This is a genomic window from Massilia sp. BHUDP2 (assembly GCF_046236355.1).
In the GTDB taxonomy this organism is placed as follows: Bacteria; Pseudomonadota; Gammaproteobacteria; order Burkholderiales; family Burkholderiaceae_D; genus Telluria; species Telluria varians.
The window spans coordinates 12,770-31,365 of the sequence record NZ_JBJUVW010000002.1 but is presented as its reverse complement, the minus strand read 5'-3'; the positions used below and the strand labels follow the sequence as shown (position 1 = coordinate 31,365).

The 18,596-nt window shown below is 67.3% G+C and carries 18 protein-coding genes; 8 read left to right on the top strand and 10 right to left on the bottom strand.

Annotation, left to right across the window (positions count from 1 at the left end):
- Positions 1–102 precede the first annotated feature (102 nt).
- From tadA to queE, 3 genes are read right to left on the bottom strand one after another with little or no spacing between them, the layout of a single operon-like run.
- The gene (gene tadA / locus ACK6C6_RS10905) at positions 103–576 is read right to left on the bottom strand and encodes a tRNA adenosine(34) deaminase TadA (protein WP_409267342.1); all 474 of its coding nucleotides are present in this window, start codon (positions 574–576) and stop codon (positions 103–105) included.
- Positions 569–1,015 carry a 6-carboxytetrahydropterin synthase QueD gene (queD, locus tag ACK6C6_RS10900; protein WP_409267341.1) on the bottom strand — a complete coding sequence of 149 codons (447 nt, stop codon included), beginning with the start codon at positions 1,013–1,015 and terminating at the stop codon, positions 569–571. Before queD ends, tadA begins: the two co-directional genes overlap by 8 nt.
- A 15-nt stretch (positions 1,016–1,030) precedes the next feature.
- Positions 1,031–1,666 (bottom strand): 7-carboxy-7-deazaguanine synthase, encoded by a 636-nt coding sequence (gene queE, locus ACK6C6_RS10895; RefSeq protein ID WP_409267340.1) that lies wholly within the window; start codon positions 1,664–1,666, stop codon positions 1,031–1,033.
- Positions 1,667–1,902: 236 nt separating this feature from the next.
- On the opposite strand from queE, the gene ACK6C6_RS10890 reads away from it, so the two are divergent.
- From ACK6C6_RS10890 to ACK6C6_RS10880, 3 genes are all read left to right on the top strand, one after another.
- On the top strand, positions 1,903–2,772 hold the full coding sequence (locus ACK6C6_RS10890) for a sensor histidine kinase (RefSeq protein WP_409267339.1): 870 nt from the start codon (positions 1,903–1,905) through the stop codon (positions 2,770–2,772).
- 128 nt (positions 2,773–2,900) lie between these two features.
- The gene (locus tag ACK6C6_RS10885) at positions 2,901–3,899 is read left to right on the top strand and encodes a diguanylate cyclase (RefSeq protein WP_081925982.1); all 999 of its coding nucleotides are present in this window, start codon (positions 2,901–2,903) and stop codon (positions 3,897–3,899) included.
- Between the two features lie 97 nt (positions 3,900–3,996).
- Complete coding sequence (locus ACK6C6_RS10880; RefSeq protein ID WP_409267338.1) at positions 3,997–6,873, top strand: M16 family metallopeptidase; 2,877 nt, start codon at positions 3,997–3,999, stop codon at positions 6,871–6,873.
- A 98-nt stretch (positions 6,874–6,971) separates the two neighbouring features.
- Here ACK6C6_RS10880 and ACK6C6_RS10875 read toward each other — a convergent pair whose 3' ends face one another.
- The 6 genes from ACK6C6_RS10875 to ACK6C6_RS10850 all read right to left on the bottom strand — a co-directional run bounded on the left by ACK6C6_RS10875 (position 6,972) and on the right by ACK6C6_RS10850 (position 13,680).
- Positions 6,972–8,312 (bottom strand): hypothetical protein, encoded by a 1,341-nt coding sequence (locus ACK6C6_RS10875; protein ID WP_409267337.1) that lies wholly within the window; start codon positions 8,310–8,312, stop codon positions 6,972–6,974.
- A 204-nt stretch (positions 8,313–8,516) separates the two neighbouring features.
- On the bottom strand, positions 8,517–10,574 hold the full coding sequence (locus ACK6C6_RS10870; protein WP_409267336.1) for a hypothetical protein: 2,058 nt from the start codon (positions 10,572–10,574) through the stop codon (positions 8,517–8,519).
- Positions 10,575–10,804: 230 nt separating this feature from the next.
- Positions 10,805–12,013 carry a YsnF/AvaK domain-containing protein gene (locus ACK6C6_RS10865; protein ID WP_409267335.1) on the bottom strand — a complete coding sequence of 403 codons (1,209 nt, stop codon included), beginning with the start codon at positions 12,011–12,013 and terminating at the stop codon, positions 10,805–10,807.
- 13 nt (positions 12,014–12,026) lie between these two features.
- On the bottom strand, positions 12,027–12,464 hold the full coding sequence (locus ACK6C6_RS10860) for a DUF2382 domain-containing protein (protein ID WP_409267334.1): 438 nt from the start codon (positions 12,462–12,464) through the stop codon (positions 12,027–12,029).
- Positions 12,465–12,614: 150 nt separating this feature from the next.
- Entirely contained in the window at positions 12,615–12,872 is a 258-nt protein-coding gene (locus ACK6C6_RS10855) for a hypothetical protein (protein WP_209586638.1), read from the bottom strand.
- Between the two features lie 22 nt (positions 12,873–12,894).
- Positions 12,895–13,680: a DNA/RNA non-specific endonuclease gene (locus tag ACK6C6_RS10850; protein WP_409267333.1), complete on the bottom strand. Its 786-nt coding sequence runs from the start codon at positions 13,678–13,680 to the stop codon at positions 12,895–12,897.
- Between the two features lie 223 nt (positions 13,681–13,903).
- On the opposite strand from ACK6C6_RS10850, the gene ACK6C6_RS10845 reads away from it, so the two are divergent.
- The 4 genes from ACK6C6_RS10845 (at position 13,904) to ACK6C6_RS10830 (ending at position 15,123) form a co-directional block, all read left to right on the top strand.
- The gene (locus tag ACK6C6_RS10845) at positions 13,904–14,254 is read left to right on the top strand and encodes a hypothetical protein (RefSeq protein ID WP_409267332.1); all 351 of its coding nucleotides are present in this window, start codon (positions 13,904–13,906) and stop codon (positions 14,252–14,254) included.
- Positions 14,254–14,511 (top strand): DUF5985 family protein, encoded by a 258-nt coding sequence (locus tag ACK6C6_RS10840; protein ID WP_027864053.1) that lies wholly within the window; start codon positions 14,254–14,256, stop codon positions 14,509–14,511. The genes ACK6C6_RS10845 and ACK6C6_RS10840 overlap by 1 nt, the downstream gene beginning before the upstream one ends.
- A gap of 4 nt (positions 14,512–14,515) precedes the next feature.
- Positions 14,516–14,785 (top strand): DUF5985 family protein, encoded by a 270-nt coding sequence (locus tag ACK6C6_RS10835; protein ID WP_209586635.1) that lies wholly within the window; start codon positions 14,516–14,518, stop codon positions 14,783–14,785.
- 65 nt (positions 14,786–14,850) lie between these two features.
- Positions 14,851–15,123 (top strand): hypothetical protein, encoded by a 273-nt coding sequence (locus tag ACK6C6_RS10830; RefSeq protein ID WP_409267331.1) that lies wholly within the window; start codon positions 14,851–14,853, stop codon positions 15,121–15,123.
- A gap of 36 nt (positions 15,124–15,159) precedes the next feature.
- Here ACK6C6_RS10830 and ACK6C6_RS10825 read toward each other — a convergent pair whose 3' ends face one another.
- A complete protein-coding gene (locus tag ACK6C6_RS10825; RefSeq protein ID WP_036212579.1) occupies positions 15,160–15,996 on the bottom strand; it encodes a phytanoyl-CoA dioxygenase family protein in 837 nt (278 codons plus the stop codon).
- 208 nt (positions 15,997–16,204) lie between these two features.
- On the opposite strand from ACK6C6_RS10825, the gene ACK6C6_RS10820 reads away from it, so the two are divergent.
- Positions 16,205–18,547, top strand: a complete 2,343-nt coding sequence (locus tag ACK6C6_RS10820; RefSeq protein ID WP_409267330.1) for an ATP-binding protein — start codon at positions 16,205–16,207, stop codon at positions 18,545–18,547.
- Positions 18,548–18,596 lie beyond the last annotated feature (49 nt).

Sequence of the window (18,596 nt, the reverse complement as noted above, 5' to 3'; positions counted from 1 at the left end):
AACCTCCGGACGGCTTGCAAACAGCATATCACTTTCAACGGGGGGCAGGCGCTCGTGCGGGCGTACGACTTGTCTTACGCCCAACAGCAAGGCGGCCCCTGCCTAGCCAGATGCGGGAAGCTTGCGCGCCGCGGCCCGGCGCTCGGCGAAGAAGGCCCGCAACAGGCTGCTCGCCTCGTCGGCCATCACGCCTCCCTGCACCTCGGTATGGTGGTTGAGACGCTCTTCTTCGAACAGGTTGAGGACGGAGCCGCAGGCGCCGGTCTTCGGATCCACAGCGGCATAGATCACGCGCGCCAGGCGCGCATGCATCATCGCACCCGAGCACATGATGCAGGGCTCGAGCGTGACGTAGAGTTCGCAGCCCGGCAGGCGGTAGTTGCCGAGCTTGTCGGCGGCGGCGCGCAGCGCGACGATCTCGGCGTGGGCGGTGGGATCATGGCGGCCGATCGGCTGGTTGTAGCCGGTGGCGATCACTTCACCGTCCTTGACCACCACCGCCCCCACCGGCACTTCGCCCTCGGCCCAGGCCAGCCTGGCCTGCTCCAGGGCCAGCCCCATGTAGCGGTCAGACATCGGTCACTTCGGCCCAGCAATTCGGGGTTTCGTGCAGCACCAGCTTGTGCAGGCGCAGGCCGGTGCCGTAACGGTCGGTGAACACCGTCTTGAGGATGTTGAAGGCGACGCGCGCCAGGTTCTCCACGGTCGGGATGCAGTCGATCACCACGGTCTTGTGGCCGGGCAGCGAGGCCAGGAAATCGCGCACCCTATCGTCCTTTTCGTACACCAGGAAGGCATGGTCCCACACGTCGACGAGGTGCTGCTTCGCCAGGGTCTTGACGTCGGAGAAATCCATGATCATGCCGTTGTCGGAATTTCCTTCAACATCGATGACGTCCCCGGTCAGGGTGATCTCGAGGGTGTAGCGGTGGCCGTGCAGGTTGCGGCACTGGCTCTTGTGGTCGGGAATACGATGGCCGGCATCGAATTCCAGCTTGCGGGTGATAGTTAACATCGGGTCAGCAATGATTCAGGGGATCTGGAGGAGTTTGTGGGTCTGCAGGCTCAGCTTCCACTTGGGGTTGCGGCGGCAGGTCTCGATCGCCAAACGCGTATTCTGCGCGGCGAGCGGGCCGTCCATCGGCTGCACGTAGAAGTTCTCGAAGTCGAGCCCCTCGTAGGCGGACAGGTCCTGGCCCGCCTGGGGAATCACCACCTTGATCTCGTTGCCCTTCGCGACCACCAGCTCGGCGCCCATCTTGGGGCTGACGCAGATCCAGTCCACGCCTTCCGGGACCGGCAGGGTGCCGTTGGTCTCGATGGCGATCGTGAAGCCGCGCGCGTGCATGGCGTCGATCAGCGCCCGGTTCAGCTGCAGCAGCGGCTCGCCGCCGGTGAAGACCACGTACTTGCTGGCTGCATGGGCGGCCGGCCACAGGCCGTCGATCTCGGCCGCGAGCAGCTCGGGCGTCCGGAACTTGCCGCCGCGTTCGCCATCGGTGCCGACGAAGTCGGTGTCGCAGAAGGTGCAGACGGCCGTGGCGCGGTCGGCTTCGCGGCCGGTCCACAGGTTGCAGCCCGAAAAGCGGCAGAACACGGCCGGGCGCCCCGCATGGGCGCCTTCGCCCTGCAGGGTGTAGAAGATCTCTTTGATGCTGTAAGTCACGGTAAGCCTCTCGTCAACCCTCCATTATAACGCGCCGCCGGCGCCCCGTGGGCCAGGCGCCCATGCATTGAGGATGAGCAATATTGCCTGTCGGACTCAGGTGTACCTTCATACGGAATCTTCCGAATGCGAGTCAGAAGGATGCTATGAACAAGCCCACCTCATTCCTAGTCCGATTTTCAGCATTTGCCTCAGCGCTCGGCGCCCTGGCATGCAGCGCTCCGGCCAGCGCCGCCATGCCGCTGCCGCTGCGCGGCGCGCCGCCGGAGATGATGGCTGCCGCCATGGTGACGCTGGCCACCATCGCCCTGGCCGTGCTGCTGGAGCGGCGCAGCCATGCTACCCAGGAGCGGATCCGCGCGCTGGAGCAGCAGCTGGAGGCCGAGCGCGGCGCCCATGCCGACGTCGAGGACGCCCTCGCCGGCAGCCACGAAGTGCTGTGCCGCCTGGTGCGGCAGCACGAAAGCGTGCGCGAAGCCGAGCGTGCCCGTATCGCGCGCGACCTGCACGACGAGCTCGGGCACCGCCTGCTGTCGCTGCGGGTGGAGCTGGCGCTGCAGCAGGCCGCGGTACGCGGCACCTCTGCCGCCGTGCACGACAAGCTGACGGTTGCCATCGGCAACCTCGACACCGCCATCCGTTCGGTGCGCGCCCTCGTGACCGGCCTGCGCCCGATCGCCAAGGGCCAGAGCTTGCGCCAGGCCGCCGAGCGCCACCTGGCCGACTTCGGGCGCCTGCACGGACTGGACTACCGCTTCGATGCGGGGCGCGACGGGCTGGAGGAAGACCAGCGGCGCGACCCGGAGCAGGACGCGGTGCTGTTCCGCGTGCTGCAGGAATCGCTGTCCAACGTGGCGCGTCATGCCCAGGCCACCATGGTCTGCGTCACCCTGGTGGAATCGGCCGGCGAGGCCGTCCTGACGATCGAGGACGACGGCATCGGGCCAAGTGCCCTCGACCACCTGGATGCACGCGGCTGCGGTATCGCCGGGATGCGCGAGCGCACCGAGGCCTTCGGCGGTACCCTGACGGTGCTGCCCGGCCGGCGCGGCGGGACGGTCGTGTGCGCAACACTGCCCCTGACGCGGATACCTGCCCCCGTGTGAAACCCGGCGGTGAGGGCAAGCAGGAAGGGCTCTTGCTGAAAATCAATAAGTTCGTCCCTGCGCAGTAGCAGAATCGTTTCGTGTTGGCAGTCAATTCGGCTGCCGGACCGGAACCGTAGAGGACGACCATGATCAGCCCACACAGCTCCAGCATCAGCATCAGCGCGCCTGCCCCGACAGCTCTCGTGAAAGATGGGGCGTTCGTCGGCCAGCTGGTGGCGTCCCTGTCGATTCCGGTCTTCGTCCTCGACACCCAGGCGCGGGTCATGATCTGGAACCGCGCCTGCGAGCAGCTCACCGGCGTCCCGGCCCACGAAGTGCTGGGCACGGGCGATCATTGGCGCAGCTTCTACGAACACCGCCGCCCTACCCTGGCCGACCTGGTGCTGCAGAACCGCAGCGAGGACGTGCGCAAGATCCTGCCGCGCTCCGCCTCCGACACTTCGCCTACCGGCCTGTGCATCGAAAGCTGGTTCGACATGCCACGCGCCGGCCGCCGGCGCTACCTGGCAGCCGACGCCAGCCCGATCTTCGGCTCGGACGGCGAACTGGCGGCCGTGGTCGAGACCCTGCGCGACCTGACCGACGAAAAGATGGCCCAGGTGGCGCTGGAACAGCTGGCCACGCGCGACGGACTGACCGGCCTGGCCAACCGCCGCTGTTTCGACGATACCCTGCACGCCGAATGGGCGCGCGCCCTGCGCCAGCAGCAGCCGCTGTCGCTCCTGATGGTCGATGTCGACAACTTCAAGGCCTACAACGATGCCAACGGCCACCTGGGCGGGGACGAATGCCTGAAGCGCATTGCCCGCGCAGTGGCCAGCGAGATGCGCGCCAACGACCTGGTGGCGCGCTACGGCGGCGAGGAATTCGCGGTGATCCTGCCCAACCAGTCGCTCAAGGGCGCCGCCATCGTGGCCGAACGGATCCGCTGCCGGGTCGAGCAGCTGCAGCTGCCCTGCACCGCGCCGACCCGACACGTGACGGTGTCGATCGGCGCCGCCACTGCCCTGGCCAGTCCGGACAATACCGCCAGCCAGCTGGTCGCCACCGCCGACGCCGCCCTGTACCGGGCCAAGCACCTGGGCCGCAACCGCATCAGCCTGCCGCTGAGCGAGGCCGCCTAGCCGCTCGTTCGGGACGTATGCATACCTGAATCCCCTGTTCTTTCCTTGTCGAATAATCTATCCTTTGCGGATAGCAATATTCCTAAAAGGAGAGAACGTGTCGAAAACCACCCTGTCGCGCAGCGTCCTGGCGACCCTCGTGCCGGCCGCCTTGCTGGCGTTCGCGCCCGCCGCCGGCGCCGCACCAAAGGCGCAAGCCCCCGCGGCCAAAACCGCCGGCGGCGACGTCCTGCCGTTCAAGGCAGTCGAAAAAACCTTGCCGAACGGCCTCAAGGTCATCGTGGTGCCGACCGGCTTCCCGAACCTGGTGTCGGTCCACATCCCGGTGCAGACCGGCTCGCGCAACGAGGTCGAGCCGGGCAAGTCGGGCTTCGCCCACTTCTTCGAGCACATGATGTTCCGCGGTACCCCAAGCTACCCGCCGGAAAAGTACCAGCAGATCATTACCCGGGCCGGCGCGCGCCAGAACGCCTACACCAGCGACGACCTTACCAATTACTACACTACCTTCGCCAAGGAAGACCTGGATACCGTGCTCAAGGTCGAAGCCGACCGCTTCCAGCACCTGTCCTATCCGGTCGAGGCCTTCAAGACCGAATCGCGCGCCGTGCTGGGCGAGTACAACAAGAACAGCGCGAACCCGATGCAGAAGCTGTTCGAAACCCAGCGCGAAGCCGCGTTCTCGACCCACACCTACCGCCACACCACGATGGGCTTCCTGAAGGACATCGAGGACATGCCCAACCAGTACGAGTATTCGAAGGTCTTCTTCGACCGCTGGTACCGTCCGGAGCGCACCACCGTGATCATCGCCGGCGACGTCGAGCCGGCCAAGGCGGTGGCGATGGTCGAAAAATACTGGGGCGGGTGGAAGCGCGGCAGCTTCAAGTCGAACGTGCCGGTCGAGCCGGCCCCGCAAGGCGCGCAATACCGCCACGTGGCCTGGCAGACCCCGACCCTGCCGCTGGTGACGGTGGCCTTCCGCGCGCCGGCCTTTTCCGATACCCAGAAGGACCAGGCGGCGCTGTCGATGCTGCTGTCGCTGTCCTTCGGCCGTACCTCGCCGCTGTACAAGCGCCTGGTGCAGGACGAGCAGAAGGTCGACCAGCTGTTCGACTTCGTTCCGAACCGGGTCGACCCGACCCTGGCCACCATCGGCGCGCGCGTGAAAAAGCCGACCGATGCGCTGTACGTGCGCGACGCCATCCTACAGACCGTGGCGAAGCTGCGCAACGAGCCGGTCACCGCCGCCGCGCTGGCCGATGCGAAATCCGCCAATAAGTATGGGCTGATCCGCACGCTCGACAACACCGAGGCGATCGCCTCTACCCTGGCCTCCTACGTGCACTTCAACCGGTCCTACGACACCCTGAACCGCTACTACCGCGTGGTCGACAGCCTCACGCCGGCCGACCTGCAGGCGGCCGCGCGCAAGTACCTGGTGGACGAGTCGATGGTGGTGACCACCCTGTCGCACGACGCGCTGCCGGCGGAGATCAAGAACCTGCCCAAGCTGGCCGACTTCGCGCCGAAGGCGAGCGAGGCCAAGTTCGACGTGCTGGTCCAGAAATCGGCCCTGCCTCAGATCCGCTTCAAGCTGCTGTTCGCGGCCGGCTCGGCGCACGACCCCAAGGGCAAGGAAGGCCTGGCGGCGCTGACCGCGGCCATGGTCGCGTCGAGCGGCTCGCGCGAGCGCAAGATCGACGAAGTGACCAAGGCCCTGTTCCCGCTGGCCGGCAGCTTCAGCGAGCAGACCGACAAGGAAATGACCACCTTCAGCGGCTCGACCCACAAGGACAACTGGGACCAGTACCTCGGCATCGCCCTGCCGCTGCTGGTGGACCCGGGCTTCCGCGAGGAAGACTTCCGCCGCCTGAAGGACGCGCAGAAGAATGCCCTGGTGCTGGACCTGAAGGACAACAACGAAGAGGAATTCGGCAAGGAGCGCCTGCAGGCCAATGTCTTCGCCGGCACGCCCTACGGCCATCCGGTGCTGGGCACGGTCAAGGGCATCGAAGCGATCACGCTGGACGACGTCAAGGACTTCTACCGCCAGGCGTACACGCAGGGCGCGGTGCGGGTCGGCATCTCGGGTGACGTCTCCGATGCGATGGTCGCCTCCCTGAAGGGTGCGCTGGCGCGCCTGCCGGCGGCCGGCGGCCTGGCCCCGACCCCGGCCATCCGCGGCCGCATGCCGAACGGCCTGGACGTCGAGATCATCGAGAAGAACACCCGCGCCACCGCGATCTCCTTCGGCCTGCCGATCGAGGTGACCCGCTCGCATCCGGACTTCCCGGCCCTGTGGCTGGCCAAGACCTGGCTGGGCGAACACCGCGCCTCGAGCGCCCGCCTGTACCAGCGCATCCGTGAAGAGCGCGGCATGAACTACGGCGACTACGCCTACATCGAAGCCTTCCCGCGCGGGATGTTCCAGTTCTTCCCGAACCCGAACCTGGGCCGCAAGGCGCAGCTGTTCGAAGTCTGGATCCGCCCGGTGGCGCCGCAGAACGGCCACTTCGCCCTGCGCGCCGCGCTGTTCGAGCTGGACAAGATGATCCAGAACGGCCTGTCGCAGCAGGACTTCGAGACCACCCGCGGCTATCTTGAAAAGAACGTGTTCGTGATGACGGCCACCCAGGACCAGCAGCTGGGCTATGCGCTCGACGCCCAGTGGTACCGCACGCCCGAGTTCACGCGCATGATGCGCGACGGCCTGGCCAAGCTCACGGTCGCCGACGTGAATGCGGCGATCAGGAAGCACCTGTCGGCCAAGAACCTGTCGGTGGTGATCATCACCAAGGACGCGGCCGCCCTGAAGGACAAGCTGGTGACGGATGCCTTCTCGCCGATCAGCTACGATGCGAAGAAGCCGCAGGCGCTGCTGGACGAAGACCAGCAGATCGGGTCGATGAAGCTCGGCGTCAAGCCGGAGTCGGTGCGAATCACGCCGGCGGCGCAGGCCTTTGCCGAGTGATGTGATCGTCTACTTGCCCTGGTAGTGAAATCGGCGCCCCGTTGGGTGCCGATTTGTTTCGCCCAGTGCCGCGCTGTGCAGCCAGGGCCCGGCGCGGATCATGACTTGATCCGCTCCCAACCATGCCGCACCGCCGCCTTGATGCGATCCCAGGCGCTTCCCTTGCCGGTGCCGCGGCGCGCATCCCAGGCGCGCGCCAGGTCGCCCTCGACGTCGTCCCACGGGCGATTGCGGTACAGCTTGCTCCTGCGCATCTCGGCGCCGAACGAGTACGCCGGCTTGACGCTGTCGTACTCCATCCCCGAGCCGCCCAGGTGAGTGTCGTAGTGGCTGCGATAGTAGCTGTCGGCGTCGTGGTGCACCGTCATCCGGTCCCAGCCGCGGCGTACGGCGGCCTTCATCTTTTCCCAGGTCAAACCGGCCACCCCTGCGTTGAGGGCCTCCCATTCCCGGCGCAGCTCGCTCTCGACCTCATGCCACGCGCGACCGTGATACTTCTCGTGGCGCGCCATGTCGGCGCCGTAGGCGTAGGCCGGCTTGACATGCTCGTAGTCCTCGCCGCCGTAGTTGGACAGGAAATGGTTGCGGTAGTAATCGTCGTCATCGCCGAAAAAATTGCTGCCGATGTCCAGGCCGCTGCCGCCAACTGCGGGCGGCTCGGGTTCCGCCGAATAGATGCGCGACCGGCCGCGCTGGGTCTCGGCAAGGCGCGGGCTCGCCGCGGGCACACCGCCCGGGCCGGATTCGCGCTGCATCGATTCGCCGCCGCCCGTCTCGAGGTCCTCGAAGGTGGGGACGTGGCCTGCATTCTCGCGCAAGGTCGAGCCGTGCAGCGAGGTGCTGCCGGTCGCGCCGAGCCCGCTTGATCCGAGCGGTTCCTGATAGGTCCCGCCGGTGGGCTCGGACTGGTACAGCGAATGCTGCTGGAAGAGCATGCCGTCGCCCGGGTTGTCGAGATGCGGCCTGCTTGCTGCGCGCGGCTGCGCCGGCGCCGGTGAAGCCTGCTGCATGCTGGCGGCGCCGCCCATGCGCATCGATTCGGGAGGCCTGCCTGGAAGCGCCTCCTCGTCGACGTCCGAGGGACCGAAGCGCTCGACGATGTCGGCGGCGCGCTCGGCTTCCGGCAGCGTATCGGCGCGCACCACCAGCACGTGGTGGCCGCGGGTGACTGCGCCCGCGTACCGGCTGGCGCGCGGGCTGTTGTCGGCGCCGAACAGGTCGGTGAATACGCGCCTCAGGTTGGCGCCATTCCCGGCGTCGGTGCCGCCTCCCGGGGTGGCGCTGCTGCCGCCGGCGCCGCTTGCGCTGTCGGTCATGCCGGTCGGATCGGCGTTGGAGAGCGTGAGCTCCTCGCGCGGGAAACCCGAAGTTATCAGCTCGTTCATCGCGTTCTGTGCGTCGGTCCGGTTACCGAACACAGCTACAAGAGTATGTCGCATGGTCCTTCCTCCCAATCGGTGAGTCCCGGGGCGCGCCAATCCTGGCTGCCGTACCGACCGGCCCGTCCCGCTCCGGCCCATGGCCGTTGCACCAAACAGCCTACTCCAATACCCCGCCGGCGCAAAGAACAAAGCCCCCCAGGTTCGACCCTGGAGGGCTTTGCACGGTGGGCGGCGATCAGGCCGCCCCGGCATGGTGTTCGATCAGGAGGTCATCCGATCCCAGCCATGGCGCACCGCCGATTTCATCTTTTCCCAGGTCGACTGGCCACCGCTGCCGTAGCGGGTATCCCAGTCGGTCCGCAGGTCGTTCTCGACTTCGCCCCACTGGCGGCCGCGGTACTTCGGATCCTGGGCCATCGACGAGCCATAGGCGTAGGCCGGCTTGTAGTCGTCATAGCTGCCGGCGTCGCTGGAGGTGCTGTAGGTGGCGTTCCAGTGACTGCGGTACTCGCGGTCGTTATCGTCGTCGTCCGTCATGCGGTCCCAACCGTGGCGGACCGCCGACTTCATGCTTTCCCATGCGCCGCCCACGCCGGTGCCGGCCGCGGTGGTCGCACCGGTGCCGCCGGAGATCCGCGAATCCCAGCCGCGCGCCAGGTCGCCCTCGATGTCGTCCCACGGACGATTACGGTAGAGCTCGCTCTTGCGCATCTCGGAACCGTAGGCATAGGCCGGCTTGACGCTGTCGTAATCCATGCCCGAGCTCCCCAGATTGGTGTCGTAGTGGCTGCGGTAGTAGCTGTCGTCGTCCTTGTCGAGGGTCATGCGGTCCCAGCCGCGGCGCACGGCCGACTTCATCTTTTCCCAGGTCGAACCGGCAGTGCTGCCGCTACGGGTGTCCCAGTCGCTGTGCAGGTCGTTCTCGACCTCGTCCCAGCGGCGGCCGCGGTACTTGTCGCTGCGTGCGCTTTCGGCGCCGTAGCTGTAGGCCGGCGCGTATTCGTCATACGATCCACCGGTCGTGCCGTAGGTGCTGCTGAAGTGGCTGCGGTAGATGGTGTCGTCATCGTCGTTGGTCATGCGATCCCAGCCGCGGCGAACGGCGGCCTTCATGCGGTCCCAGGTGTCGCCGGCGGTATCGCCGCTGCGGGTGCTCCAGTCGCTGCGCAGGTCGTTCTCGACCTCGTCCCACTTGCGGCCGCGGTACTTGTCGTCGCGCGCCATCGCGGAGCCGTAGGCGTAGGCCGGCTTCACGCGGTCGTAGTCCTCGCCGCTGTAGTTGGCCAGGAAGTGGTTGCGGTAGTAATCGTCATCGTCGCCGAAGAAATTGCTGCCGATATCCAGCCCGCTGCCGGTGCCTGCCGTGGTGGCTCCCGGCGAGTAGATGCGCGACCTGCCGCGCTGGGTCTCGGTAAAGCGGCTGCTGCCCGGCGAGGAGCCCATTGCTGTATCGCGCTGCATCGAGCCGGCGCCTCCCTGCATCGCCGATCCTTCCAGCGAGGAGCCCTGCAGGGTGCCGCCCTGGCCGCCCGAACTGCGGATCGACATGTCGTTCTGCGTGCCTTCCAGCGACGAGGCCTGCACCGAGTTCTCCTGCAGGGTCGAACCCTGGAGCGAGGTGCCGCCAGTCGCGCTCAGGCCGCTCTGGCCCATCGGTTCCTGGTAGGTGGTTCCCATCGGTTCGGCCTGGTGTAGCGACTGCTGCTGGAAGAGCTTGCGGTCGCCGGGGTTGTCGAGCTGCTGGCTGGCACCCGTGGCTGCGCCGACACCTGGGCCCGTCGCGAGGCTGCCGCTGCCGGCCGTCGTGCTGCCGCTCATGCCGGTGCCGGACTGGGCCGACATCTGCGAGGATTGCTGCATGCCGCCAGCGCCGCTCATGCGCATCGATTCCGACAGGCCGCTGCCGGCGCCCATCGCGCCGGCGCCCGATGCCTGCTCGTCGATGTCGGTCGGACCGTAGCGTTCGACGATATCGGCGGCGCGTTCGACTTCCGGCAGGGATTGGGCGCGCACGGTAAGCACGTGGTGGCCACGGGTGACCGCGCCCTCGTACCTGCTGGCATGCTCGCTGTTATCGGCGCCGAACAGGTCGGTGAAGAAGTGCTTGATGGAAGCGCCGATGCCGATCCCGGTGCCGTCGGCCAGGGTGTCGCTGCGGCCGGTGTCGCCGGTGCTGCCGGTGACGCTGTCGGTCATGCCGGTCGGGTCGGCATTGCTCAGCTTGACCTCGTCACGCGAGAAGCCCGAGGACATGAGCTCGTTCATCGCATTCTGTGCGTCGGTCCGGTTGTCGAACACCGCTACAAGAGTATGTTGCATGGTCATTCCTCCCTTAAAGTGAGTGACGGGGGTGGCTGCCGAACAATCCGGCCCCGGACCGCTCGCGTGAGTAGGACGAGGTCGAGACAGCTCGCGCGCCAGCCCGCCGCGCGCAAATGCACGGGACCAGATTACTCCAAACCCGGCCGTACGCGCGCGCGCCTGACCGGACAGTAGGAAGGACGGAAAACGGCGCCCGCAGGCGCCGTCCGTACTGCGGGTGAGCGGGCTCAGTAGGTCCGGTTGGTGCCGGTGTCGCCGGTCATGCGGTCCCAGCCGTGCCGCACCGCGGCCTTCATCTTTTCCCAGGTCGAAGGGCCGCCGCTGTAGCGCGATTCCCAGTCGGTGCGCAGGTCGGATTCGACCTCGTCCCACTGGCGTCCGGTGTAGCGGCCGCTGCTGGCCATCTGCGAACCGTAGCTGTAGGCCGGCGCATAATCGTCATACGATGCACCGGTGGCGCCGTAGGTGCTGGTGAAGTGGTTGCGGAAATAGCTGTCGTCGTCGCGCAGGTCGGAGCGTGCCGTGGTTCCGTCCAGGCGCTGCACGTCCACCTCGGTATGGCGCACGGTGTCGTGGATCTGTTCCTGGCGCTCGTTGACCTGCTTGCCGACCGTGACTTCCTCGACGATGCGGGCCGATTTCTCGACCACCGCTTCTTCCGCGGTCTCGCGCATTTCGATGGTCTGCTCCTTGAACGCGGTCGCATCGGCCGGGCTGATCGGCTGGTCGACGGCGCGGCGCTGGACGTCCACGTGCTCTTCGCGCAGGCCGACGGTCTCGTCGACCGGGGTCTCGACCACGCGCGAGTAGATGCGCACGCCGCCACGCTGGACTTCGCGCTTGCCCACCTTCAGCTGTTCTTCGACCACAGGGATGGACTGGGTGCTGCCGGTGCGGCCGGCTTCCATCGCGGTGTCGCGCTGCAGCGAGGCGCCCGACAGGCTGCCCTGCTGCTGGGCCGCGGCCGACTGCGTGGACGTCGAGTACGACTGCATGCCGCTCTGGCTGCCCTGCAGCATGGCGCCACTGGACGCCATCTTGCCGACATTGTCCGAGTGCTCGTCGATGTCGATCGGACCGAAGCGCTCCACGATGTCGGCGGCGCGCTCGACCTCCGGCAGCGAATCGGCGGTCAGGGTGATCACGCATTTGCCGCCGGAGACGGCGCCCTCGTAGCGGCTGAGGCGGCGGCTGTCGTCCTCGTCGCTGCCGAACAGGTCGCTGAAGAAATGCTTGATGCTGCTGCCGATGCCCGTGTCGGTGTCGGTGGACGTGGCCGTCGTGGTCGTGGTGGTGCTGGAGCTGCCGGTGATGCCGGCCCCGGTCTCGCCGGACATGCGCACGTCCTGGCGCGAGAAGCCCGAGGCCAGCAGTTCGTCCATCGCGCTGCGTGCGTCGGCGTTGTTGTCGAATACGGCTACCAAAGTATGTTGCATGGTCGTTCCTCCATCATTGGTGGGTATCGGATGCGGGCGGCGACCCGGCGTCGTCGAAGCGCTCCACCTCGGCCCGCTCCGCCTTGAGTGGAACGGTGTCACGGTAGTGCTCCTCGTGCCGGACGCGGGTGATGTGCAGCTCTTCCTTGATGCGCAGGCGGCGTTCGACCACCAGCACTTCTTCGAGAACCGGCACCACCAGCGTGTCGCCTTCGTAGCGGCTTGCGGGTGCTTCTTCCAGCGCGACGATCCTGTCCACAGGAACGTGCCGGACACCCACCTCTTCGCGCATGAGGCGCTCGTCGATGGTGACCGGTTGTTCGCTGACCGTCTTGTGGACACGTACGCCGCGGCCGGTCTCGACGACACGGGTGCCGACGGCCAACTGCTCCTCGATCACGGGAATGCGCAGGCCTTCCTGTTGCTTGTTCTCGGGGATATTGCTCGACATCGGGACAGCTCCTCGTATCGCCGGATAGGGACAAACGAGGTTACGCCTTTTCAGCCGGGGCATGCGCACCTTTGACGTGCGGAACGGTAAGGGCCGCTTGGGCCCTCATGTGCTATGCGGCCGGGGGGGCGGCCGCGACCTGAAGGGGGATCAGGCGAAGGGATTGTCGACAGTCTCGACGTCGGGCGGCGGCAGGCGCTCGGGCAGCTCGCGCGCCTCGAGCGCCTCGACCACCGCGCCCAGCTGCGCGTGGAGGCGGCGCGCCAGCGCCAGCCCGGCCTTGTCGGCGGTCAGGTCGACGTCGCCGGAGATGGTGATGCGGTCGAGCCGGTTCTCCAGCATCAGGTTGCCGATCTCGAGGACGTCGGCTTCATTGGCAAAGGGCTTGAACGGTTTCTTCGGTGGCATGGCGCTCTCCTGGTCGGTGCGGTCAGTTGCGTTGCTTCTTCTGGCGGATCTTCGGCAGCGCCAGCATCCGCTCCTTCTGCTGCCGGCTCAGCGAGGGCAGCAGTTCGATGCCGACGATGCGCTCCAGCTCTGCGACCGGGATCACCTGGATCGGCGCATCGGCGCGGTTCTCGACGAACCAGGCGGCGGCGGCCTTCTGGCGCGGACTGTACACCACCTTGTACAGGTGGCTCGGCACGATCACGTTGCCGACCTTGCGCAGGTTGCTGCCGAGGAAGGCCGGGCCGGTGATCACGTACAGGGAACCTTCGCGCTTGGCCATCTTGCGCACCGCGCCTTCGATCGGCGCCCAGATGTGGCGGTTGTGCTCGCGATCCTGGGGGACCATGTTCGCCAGCGAGAAGCTTTCGCGCTGGGCGCGGCGGTCGGGCATGTCGCCGTTCGGCGCCAGATGGCCGCGGTCGAAGCCGCTGCGCGCATAGTCGGACAGCTCGGCGCGCTGGCCGCGCGGCAGGCGCGGCTCGGGATGGAATTTGTTGTCGCGGTCCAGGCCCTCGGCGGCTTCGAGCTGGCTGGGCGCCAGGTGCTCGGCCGACCACAGCGCGGTGCGGGTGACGCCCGAATGCATGATGCCGAATTCGCTGTAGCACAGCTCGCGGGTAGCGGCAGCCAGCTTGGGGTTGCGTATCTCGGGCGCACGGCCGTCGAGGTAATGGTCGGGGCAGCTTGCGGCCTGGGCCGCGCCGGCGGCCAGCAGCATGCCGATGAAGCAGGCACGGACAAGCCGGGCCAGGGTGGAACGAAACATGAGGATGTATGGGGCGAACCGAAAAATCGTTGGCCCATATTGTAGCCGAGCGACGTTGAGGGAGGTCAAACAATACACGTCCCGGCACGCGCACGATTGGAAATGCCTTTCCGTCGAGAATGAGATAAACTTGCGCCTTTCTCAACAAAAGATTCCTTTTGGGAAAGTATACCCGAAGCGAATGAACCGTCCGCCAATCCCAGAGGACTTGCGCCGTTTTGTCTTGACGAGCATTCCCTCCGTGCCCTTCCTCGAGGCACTGCTCTTGCTGCGCGCGAATCCCGGCCAGCAATGGAGCGGAGAGACGCTGGCGCGCCGCCTGTACACCAGCGAGCGCACCGCCCAGGGACTCCTCGACGAGCTGTGCCGATCCGGCATGGCCGCGCCCTGCCCTGCGCCGAACGAGCATTCCTATTGCTATTCCCCTGCGTCCGAAGCACTGCGCGAGCGGATCGACGGCCTCGCCGAACTCTACGCACGCCACCTGGTGGACGTCACCAACCTCATCCATTCCACTCTCGACCGCAAGGCGCAGCAGTTCGCCGACGCCTTCCGCCTGCGAAAGGATACCTAATGGGCGAACTCATCTACACCTTGTGCATGTTGACCTCGCTGGCCTGTACCTGGCTGCTGTTTGCCAGCTACCGGCGCACGCGTTACCGGCTCCTGTTCTGGAGCGGCCTGTGCTTTGCGGTGATGACTTTCAATAACCTGTTCCTGATCTTCGACAAGATCGTCTTCCCGAATGTCGATTTCATGCCGCTGCGGGTCATCAGCGCGCTGGTGGCATGCCTGCTGTTGTTGTACGGCCTGATCTACGAGAAGGAGTGAGCCGATGGTCCAGATGATGTACGGCGCGATCTCGATGGCTTCGCTCACCATCGCCCTGTTCTTCCTGCGCTTCTGGCGCAATACCGGCGACCGCTTCTTCCTCTGGTTCGCCCTGTCTTTTTTCATCGAGGGCCTGCACCGCATCTACTCCGCGGTGCTGAACGAGGCCGGCGAGGATTCGCCGCTGCACTACCTGATCCGCGTGCTGGCCTACGGGATGATCGTGTGGGCGATCGTGGAAAAGAACCTGCCGCGCAAGGAACGACGCGACTAGCGTGCGCCCAACCGGCGGGCGCGGCGCGATAATGGGTCATGAAAAACCGTCAACAGGAGGACAGCATGGCCCCAGCACCCCAAGAAGAAAACGACCAGGCCCGGTCGCAGGCGAACCCCGTCGCCGGCGGCGGCCAGGAGCAGCGTTCGGAGAACCTGCTTCCCGGTGAGGAAGGCGCCGAGGACGGCCGCTTCGACGTGGCCGAGGAAGTCAGCCTCGACCAGCATTCCGACCAGGCGCGCCGGGTTGGACAGGTGCCCGAGAACGGCATCGCCGACGCGCTGCCCGACGCGCTCAAGACCCCGGTGCCCTCGCAGGGCGTGCCGGAAAAGGAGTAATTCCCCCCAGGGCCGCCGCGGGCGGCCCATCCCCTCTTAGCCACCCATCGTCACGCCCATCTTCAGGCCCTCGATCGTGTGCGCCTGCCGGATCGGCACGAGCTGCTCGACGACGCGGCAGTTCAGGTGTCTGCGTAGCTCTTCCGGCAGGCTATCATGGTAGGCGCGCGACAGCTGCAGGTCGTGCTTGATGGCATTGGTCGCATCCGGCGCGTCGGCGCCCACCACCAGCACCGGGCGCGAGACCTTCGAGCGGTTGGCGGTGCCGCGGTGGATGGTCAGGGCCGAACGCGCCGAGATGTCGCCCACCTGCGGCAGCTTGCGCTGGGCCAGGGCCTCGTAGCGCGGATACAGCGACTTGTCGGGGAACATCGGGTCGCCCTCGTACAGGTCCCACTGGGTGCCCGGGGCGATCTCGAAGGGGCCCATGTCCTCGGTGACGTCGACCGTGGTGAGGTTGAAGGCCAGCGAACTGAGGCGCCGGCCCTGGACCGTTTCCGGCGGCGAGGCGAAGTCGCGGTGCCAGGGCTGGTGCATCGCGCCCGGTCCCGGCACGTCGAAGCCCACTTCGACGATGCGCCATTCCGGCCCCAGCACCGCGCTGCAGACCGCGGCCACCCAGGGATGGCTGGCGATGGTCACGAAGGAGCGCAGGCGCTCCGGGTGCACCTCGACGTAATAGCGGTTCGGGCCGCGGTTCAGGGCCCCGCCCTCGCGCGCCAGTGCTTCTTCGAACAGCATGTCGATGTCGGCGCGCAGTTCTCCGATCAGCTCGCGGCTGAAGGCCCCGCGGCAGGCGATGATGCCGTCCCCGTAAATGCCGCGCATGATGTCGGCCACTTCGTATCGTGCGGTGCTAGCTCCGCTTTCCATGCTCCATTCCTCCCTTGTGCGTGCGGGCGGCCATGCGGCCGACACGTGGTCCATCGTCGGGAAATACTACTGGCAATTGCCAAGGCGCGGCGCAAGCACGGCGTGGCGGCCCCCGGACGTTGACAGGGAGGCATCCGGACCGTAGATTGTCGCCACTACTACAACAGGATCCGACCATGAGACACTCGCCGGCCCACAGGGGCACGCCTTGACGCCTGGCTCCGCAAGCGTGCTGTTCATCTGCGAACGCCCGGTTCCCGACCCGGTGCTGGGACGCGTCGCGGACGAGCTTGGGGAGACGGTCCTGCATGCCCGTTCGGTTGCGGCGGGCCTGGAGCAGGTGCGCCACCATGACTTCGCGCTGATGCTGGTCGGCTATGCTGGCGACGTCGGCGCGCTGGCCGCCACCATCCGCCAGGTCAGGGCCACGCGCCGCTCGGTCCACACGCCGGTGGTCGCACTGGGCGTACCCGCCGGCGCCGGTTTCCCGGTCGCCCCCCTGTATGAGGCCGGCGCGGTGGCGGTGCTGACCGAGCCCCTGTCGCCGGTGATCCTGCGCGCCAAGCTGCGCTTCTATATCGACGCCTTCCAGGCCTCCGCCGAGCGGCGGCGCGCCGAGGCGGACCTCATCGATGCCAGTGCCCGGCTCGAATCCATCATCGCCGCCGCCGAGCTGGGGGTGTGGTCCTGGGACATCGGTCCCGACCGCGTCGCCGGCGACGATCGCATCGCCGCCCTGTTCGGCATTCCCGATGCAATGGGCGATGGTGCGCCGGTGGCGCGCTATTTCGAAGCGATCCATCCCGACGACGTGGCGGCCGTGCAGGCCCTGCTGTCGGACGCGGTGGCGCGCGGTGCGCCCTACGACGCGACCTTCCGCATCCGGCGCGCCGGCGGCGGCTGGCGCTGGGTCATTGCGCGCGGCAGCGTGGCGCCGGCGGCGGACGGCAGCGCGCGCATGCGCGGCGTCGTCATCGATGCCTCGCGCCAGTTCGAGGCCGAACAGCAGCTGCGCCTGAGCGAAGAGCGCTACCGCACCCTGTTCGATTCGATCGACGAGGGCGTGTGCGTCATCGAAATACTGTACGACAATACCGGACAGCCCTGCGACTACCGCTTCCTGGAAACCAATCCGGCCTTCGTCAAGCATACCGGCCTGGCCAATGCGATTGGCCGCAGCATCCGCCAGATCGCGCCGCTCCATGAGCGCTATTGGTTCGAGATTTATGGAAGGGTTGCCGCGACCGGCGAGGCGGTGCGCTTCGTGAACGAAGCGCGCGAGCTGGGCCGCTGGTTCGACGTCTATGCGGCCCGGATCGGGCCGCCGGAGCAGCACCGGGTCGCGGTCGTGTTCAACGACATCACCGAACGGCGAAAGGGCGAGGACGCGCTGCGCCAGATGGCGGCCGACCTGGAAGAAGCGAACCGCATCAAGACCGAATTCCTGGCCACCCTCGCCCACGAGCTGCGCAACCCGCTGGCGCCGCTGCGCAGCGGCCTGCAGTTCATCCGGCGCGCGCCCGAGGACCCGGCGGCGGTGGCGCGCATCCACGAGATCATGGAACGCCAGCTCGGGCAGCTGGTCCACCTGGTCGACGACCTGCTCGACGTGGCCCGCATCACGCGCGGCCAGGTGGCGCTCAAGCGGGAACGCATCGACCTGGCCGGCGTGCTGTCGGCGGCGGTCGAGACCAGCATGCCGCTGATCGAGGCGGCGCGCCACCAGCTCGACCTGCGCCTGCCACAGGAAACCCTGGTGGTGGATGCCGACCCCACCCGCCTGACCCAGGTGGTGTCCAACCTGCTCAACAACGCGGCGCGCTACACGCCGCGCGGGGGCAGCATCGTGCTGGCGGCCGAACGCGACGGCAGTGACGCGGTCATCGCCGTTTCCGACAACGGCATCGGCATCGACCCGGCGCGCCTGGAAGAGGTGTTCAAGATGTTCACCCAGATCGGCGAAGGCCGCCGCCATGCGGCGGGCGGGCTGGGCATCGGCCTGTCGCTGGTGCGCAGCCTGGTGGAACTGCATGGCGGCAGCGTGCGGGCGAGCAGCGCCGGCACCAATGCCGGCAGCGTGTTTACCGTGCGCCTGCCGCTGGCGCCCGTGGAGCCTACCGCGCCGGCGCCCGGGCCGGCGGATGCAGCCGCGGCGGCGCGCATGGCGCGGCGCGTGCTGGTGGTGGACGACAACCGCGATGCGGCCGAAACGCTGGTGGCCGTGCTGGGCCAGCTCGGCCACCAGGCGCTGGTGGCCGTGCTGGGCCAGCTCGGCCACCAGGCGCTGGTGGCCAACGACGGCCACCAGGCGCTGCGCATGATGGCGGGATTCCAGCCCGACGTCGTGTTCCTCGACCTCGGCATGCCGGGCATGTCGGGCTTCGAGGTGGCCGAAGCGATCCGGCGCGAGCCGCGCTACGCCGGCGTGCGGCTGGTGGCCCTGACCGGCTGGGGCGGCGAGGCCGACCGCGAGCGCAGCGCCCGTGCCGGCTTCGACCGGCACCTCACCAAGCCGGCCACCACCGCCGCCATCGAGGAAGCGCTGGCCTGAACTTCCCGGCAGTGCCGCGGCGCCGGACTACCAGGAGATCGACAGCAGC

Excerpts from the sequence above, each read along its gene's own strand:
- tadA (WP_409267342.1), bottom strand. The coding sequence starts at position 576 with ATGTCTGACCGCTACATGGGGCTGGCCCTGGAGCAGGCCAGGCTGGCC.
- ACK6C6_RS10885 (WP_081925982.1), top strand. The coding sequence starts at position 2,901 with ATGATCAGCCCACACAGCTCCAGCATCAGCATCAGCGCGCCTGCCCCG.
- queD (WP_409267341.1), bottom strand. The coding sequence starts at position 1,015 with ATGTTAACTATCACCCGCAAGCTGGAATTCGATGCCGGCCATCGTATT.
- ACK6C6_RS10850 (WP_409267333.1), bottom strand. The coding sequence starts at position 13,680 with ATGTTTCGTTCCACCCTGGCCCGGCTTGTCCGTGCCTGCTTCATCGGC.
- ACK6C6_RS10835 (WP_209586635.1), top strand. The coding sequence starts at position 14,516 with ATGGTCCAGATGATGTACGGCGCGATCTCGATGGCTTCGCTCACCATC.
- ACK6C6_RS10890 (WP_409267339.1), top strand. The coding sequence starts at position 1,903 with ATGCCGCTGCCGCTGCGCGGCGCGCCGCCGGAGATGATGGCTGCCGCC.
- ACK6C6_RS10855 (WP_209586638.1), bottom strand. The coding sequence starts at position 12,872 with ATGCCACCGAAGAAACCGTTCAAGCCCTTTGCCAATGAAGCCGACGTC.
- ACK6C6_RS10865 (WP_409267335.1), bottom strand. The coding sequence starts at position 12,013 with ATGCAACATACTTTGGTAGCCGTATTCGACAACAACGCCGACGCACGC.
- ACK6C6_RS10825 (WP_036212579.1), bottom strand. The coding sequence starts at position 15,996 with ATGGAAAGCGGAGCTAGCACCGCACGATACGAAGTGGCCGACATCATG.
- ACK6C6_RS10870 (WP_409267336.1), bottom strand. The coding sequence starts at position 10,574 with ATGCAACATACTCTTGTAGCGGTGTTCGACAACCGGACCGACGCACAG.
- ACK6C6_RS10860 (WP_409267334.1), bottom strand. The coding sequence starts at position 12,464 with ATGTCGAGCAATATCCCCGAGAACAAGCAACAGGAAGGCCTGCGCATT.
- ACK6C6_RS10830 (WP_409267331.1), top strand. The coding sequence starts at position 14,851 with ATGGCCCCAGCACCCCAAGAAGAAAACGACCAGGCCCGGTCGCAGGCG.
- ACK6C6_RS10875 (WP_409267337.1), bottom strand. The coding sequence starts at position 8,312 with ATGCGACATACTCTTGTAGCTGTGTTCGGTAACCGGACCGACGCACAG.
- ACK6C6_RS10840 (WP_027864053.1), top strand. The coding sequence starts at position 14,254 with ATGGGCGAACTCATCTACACCTTGTGCATGTTGACCTCGCTGGCCTGT.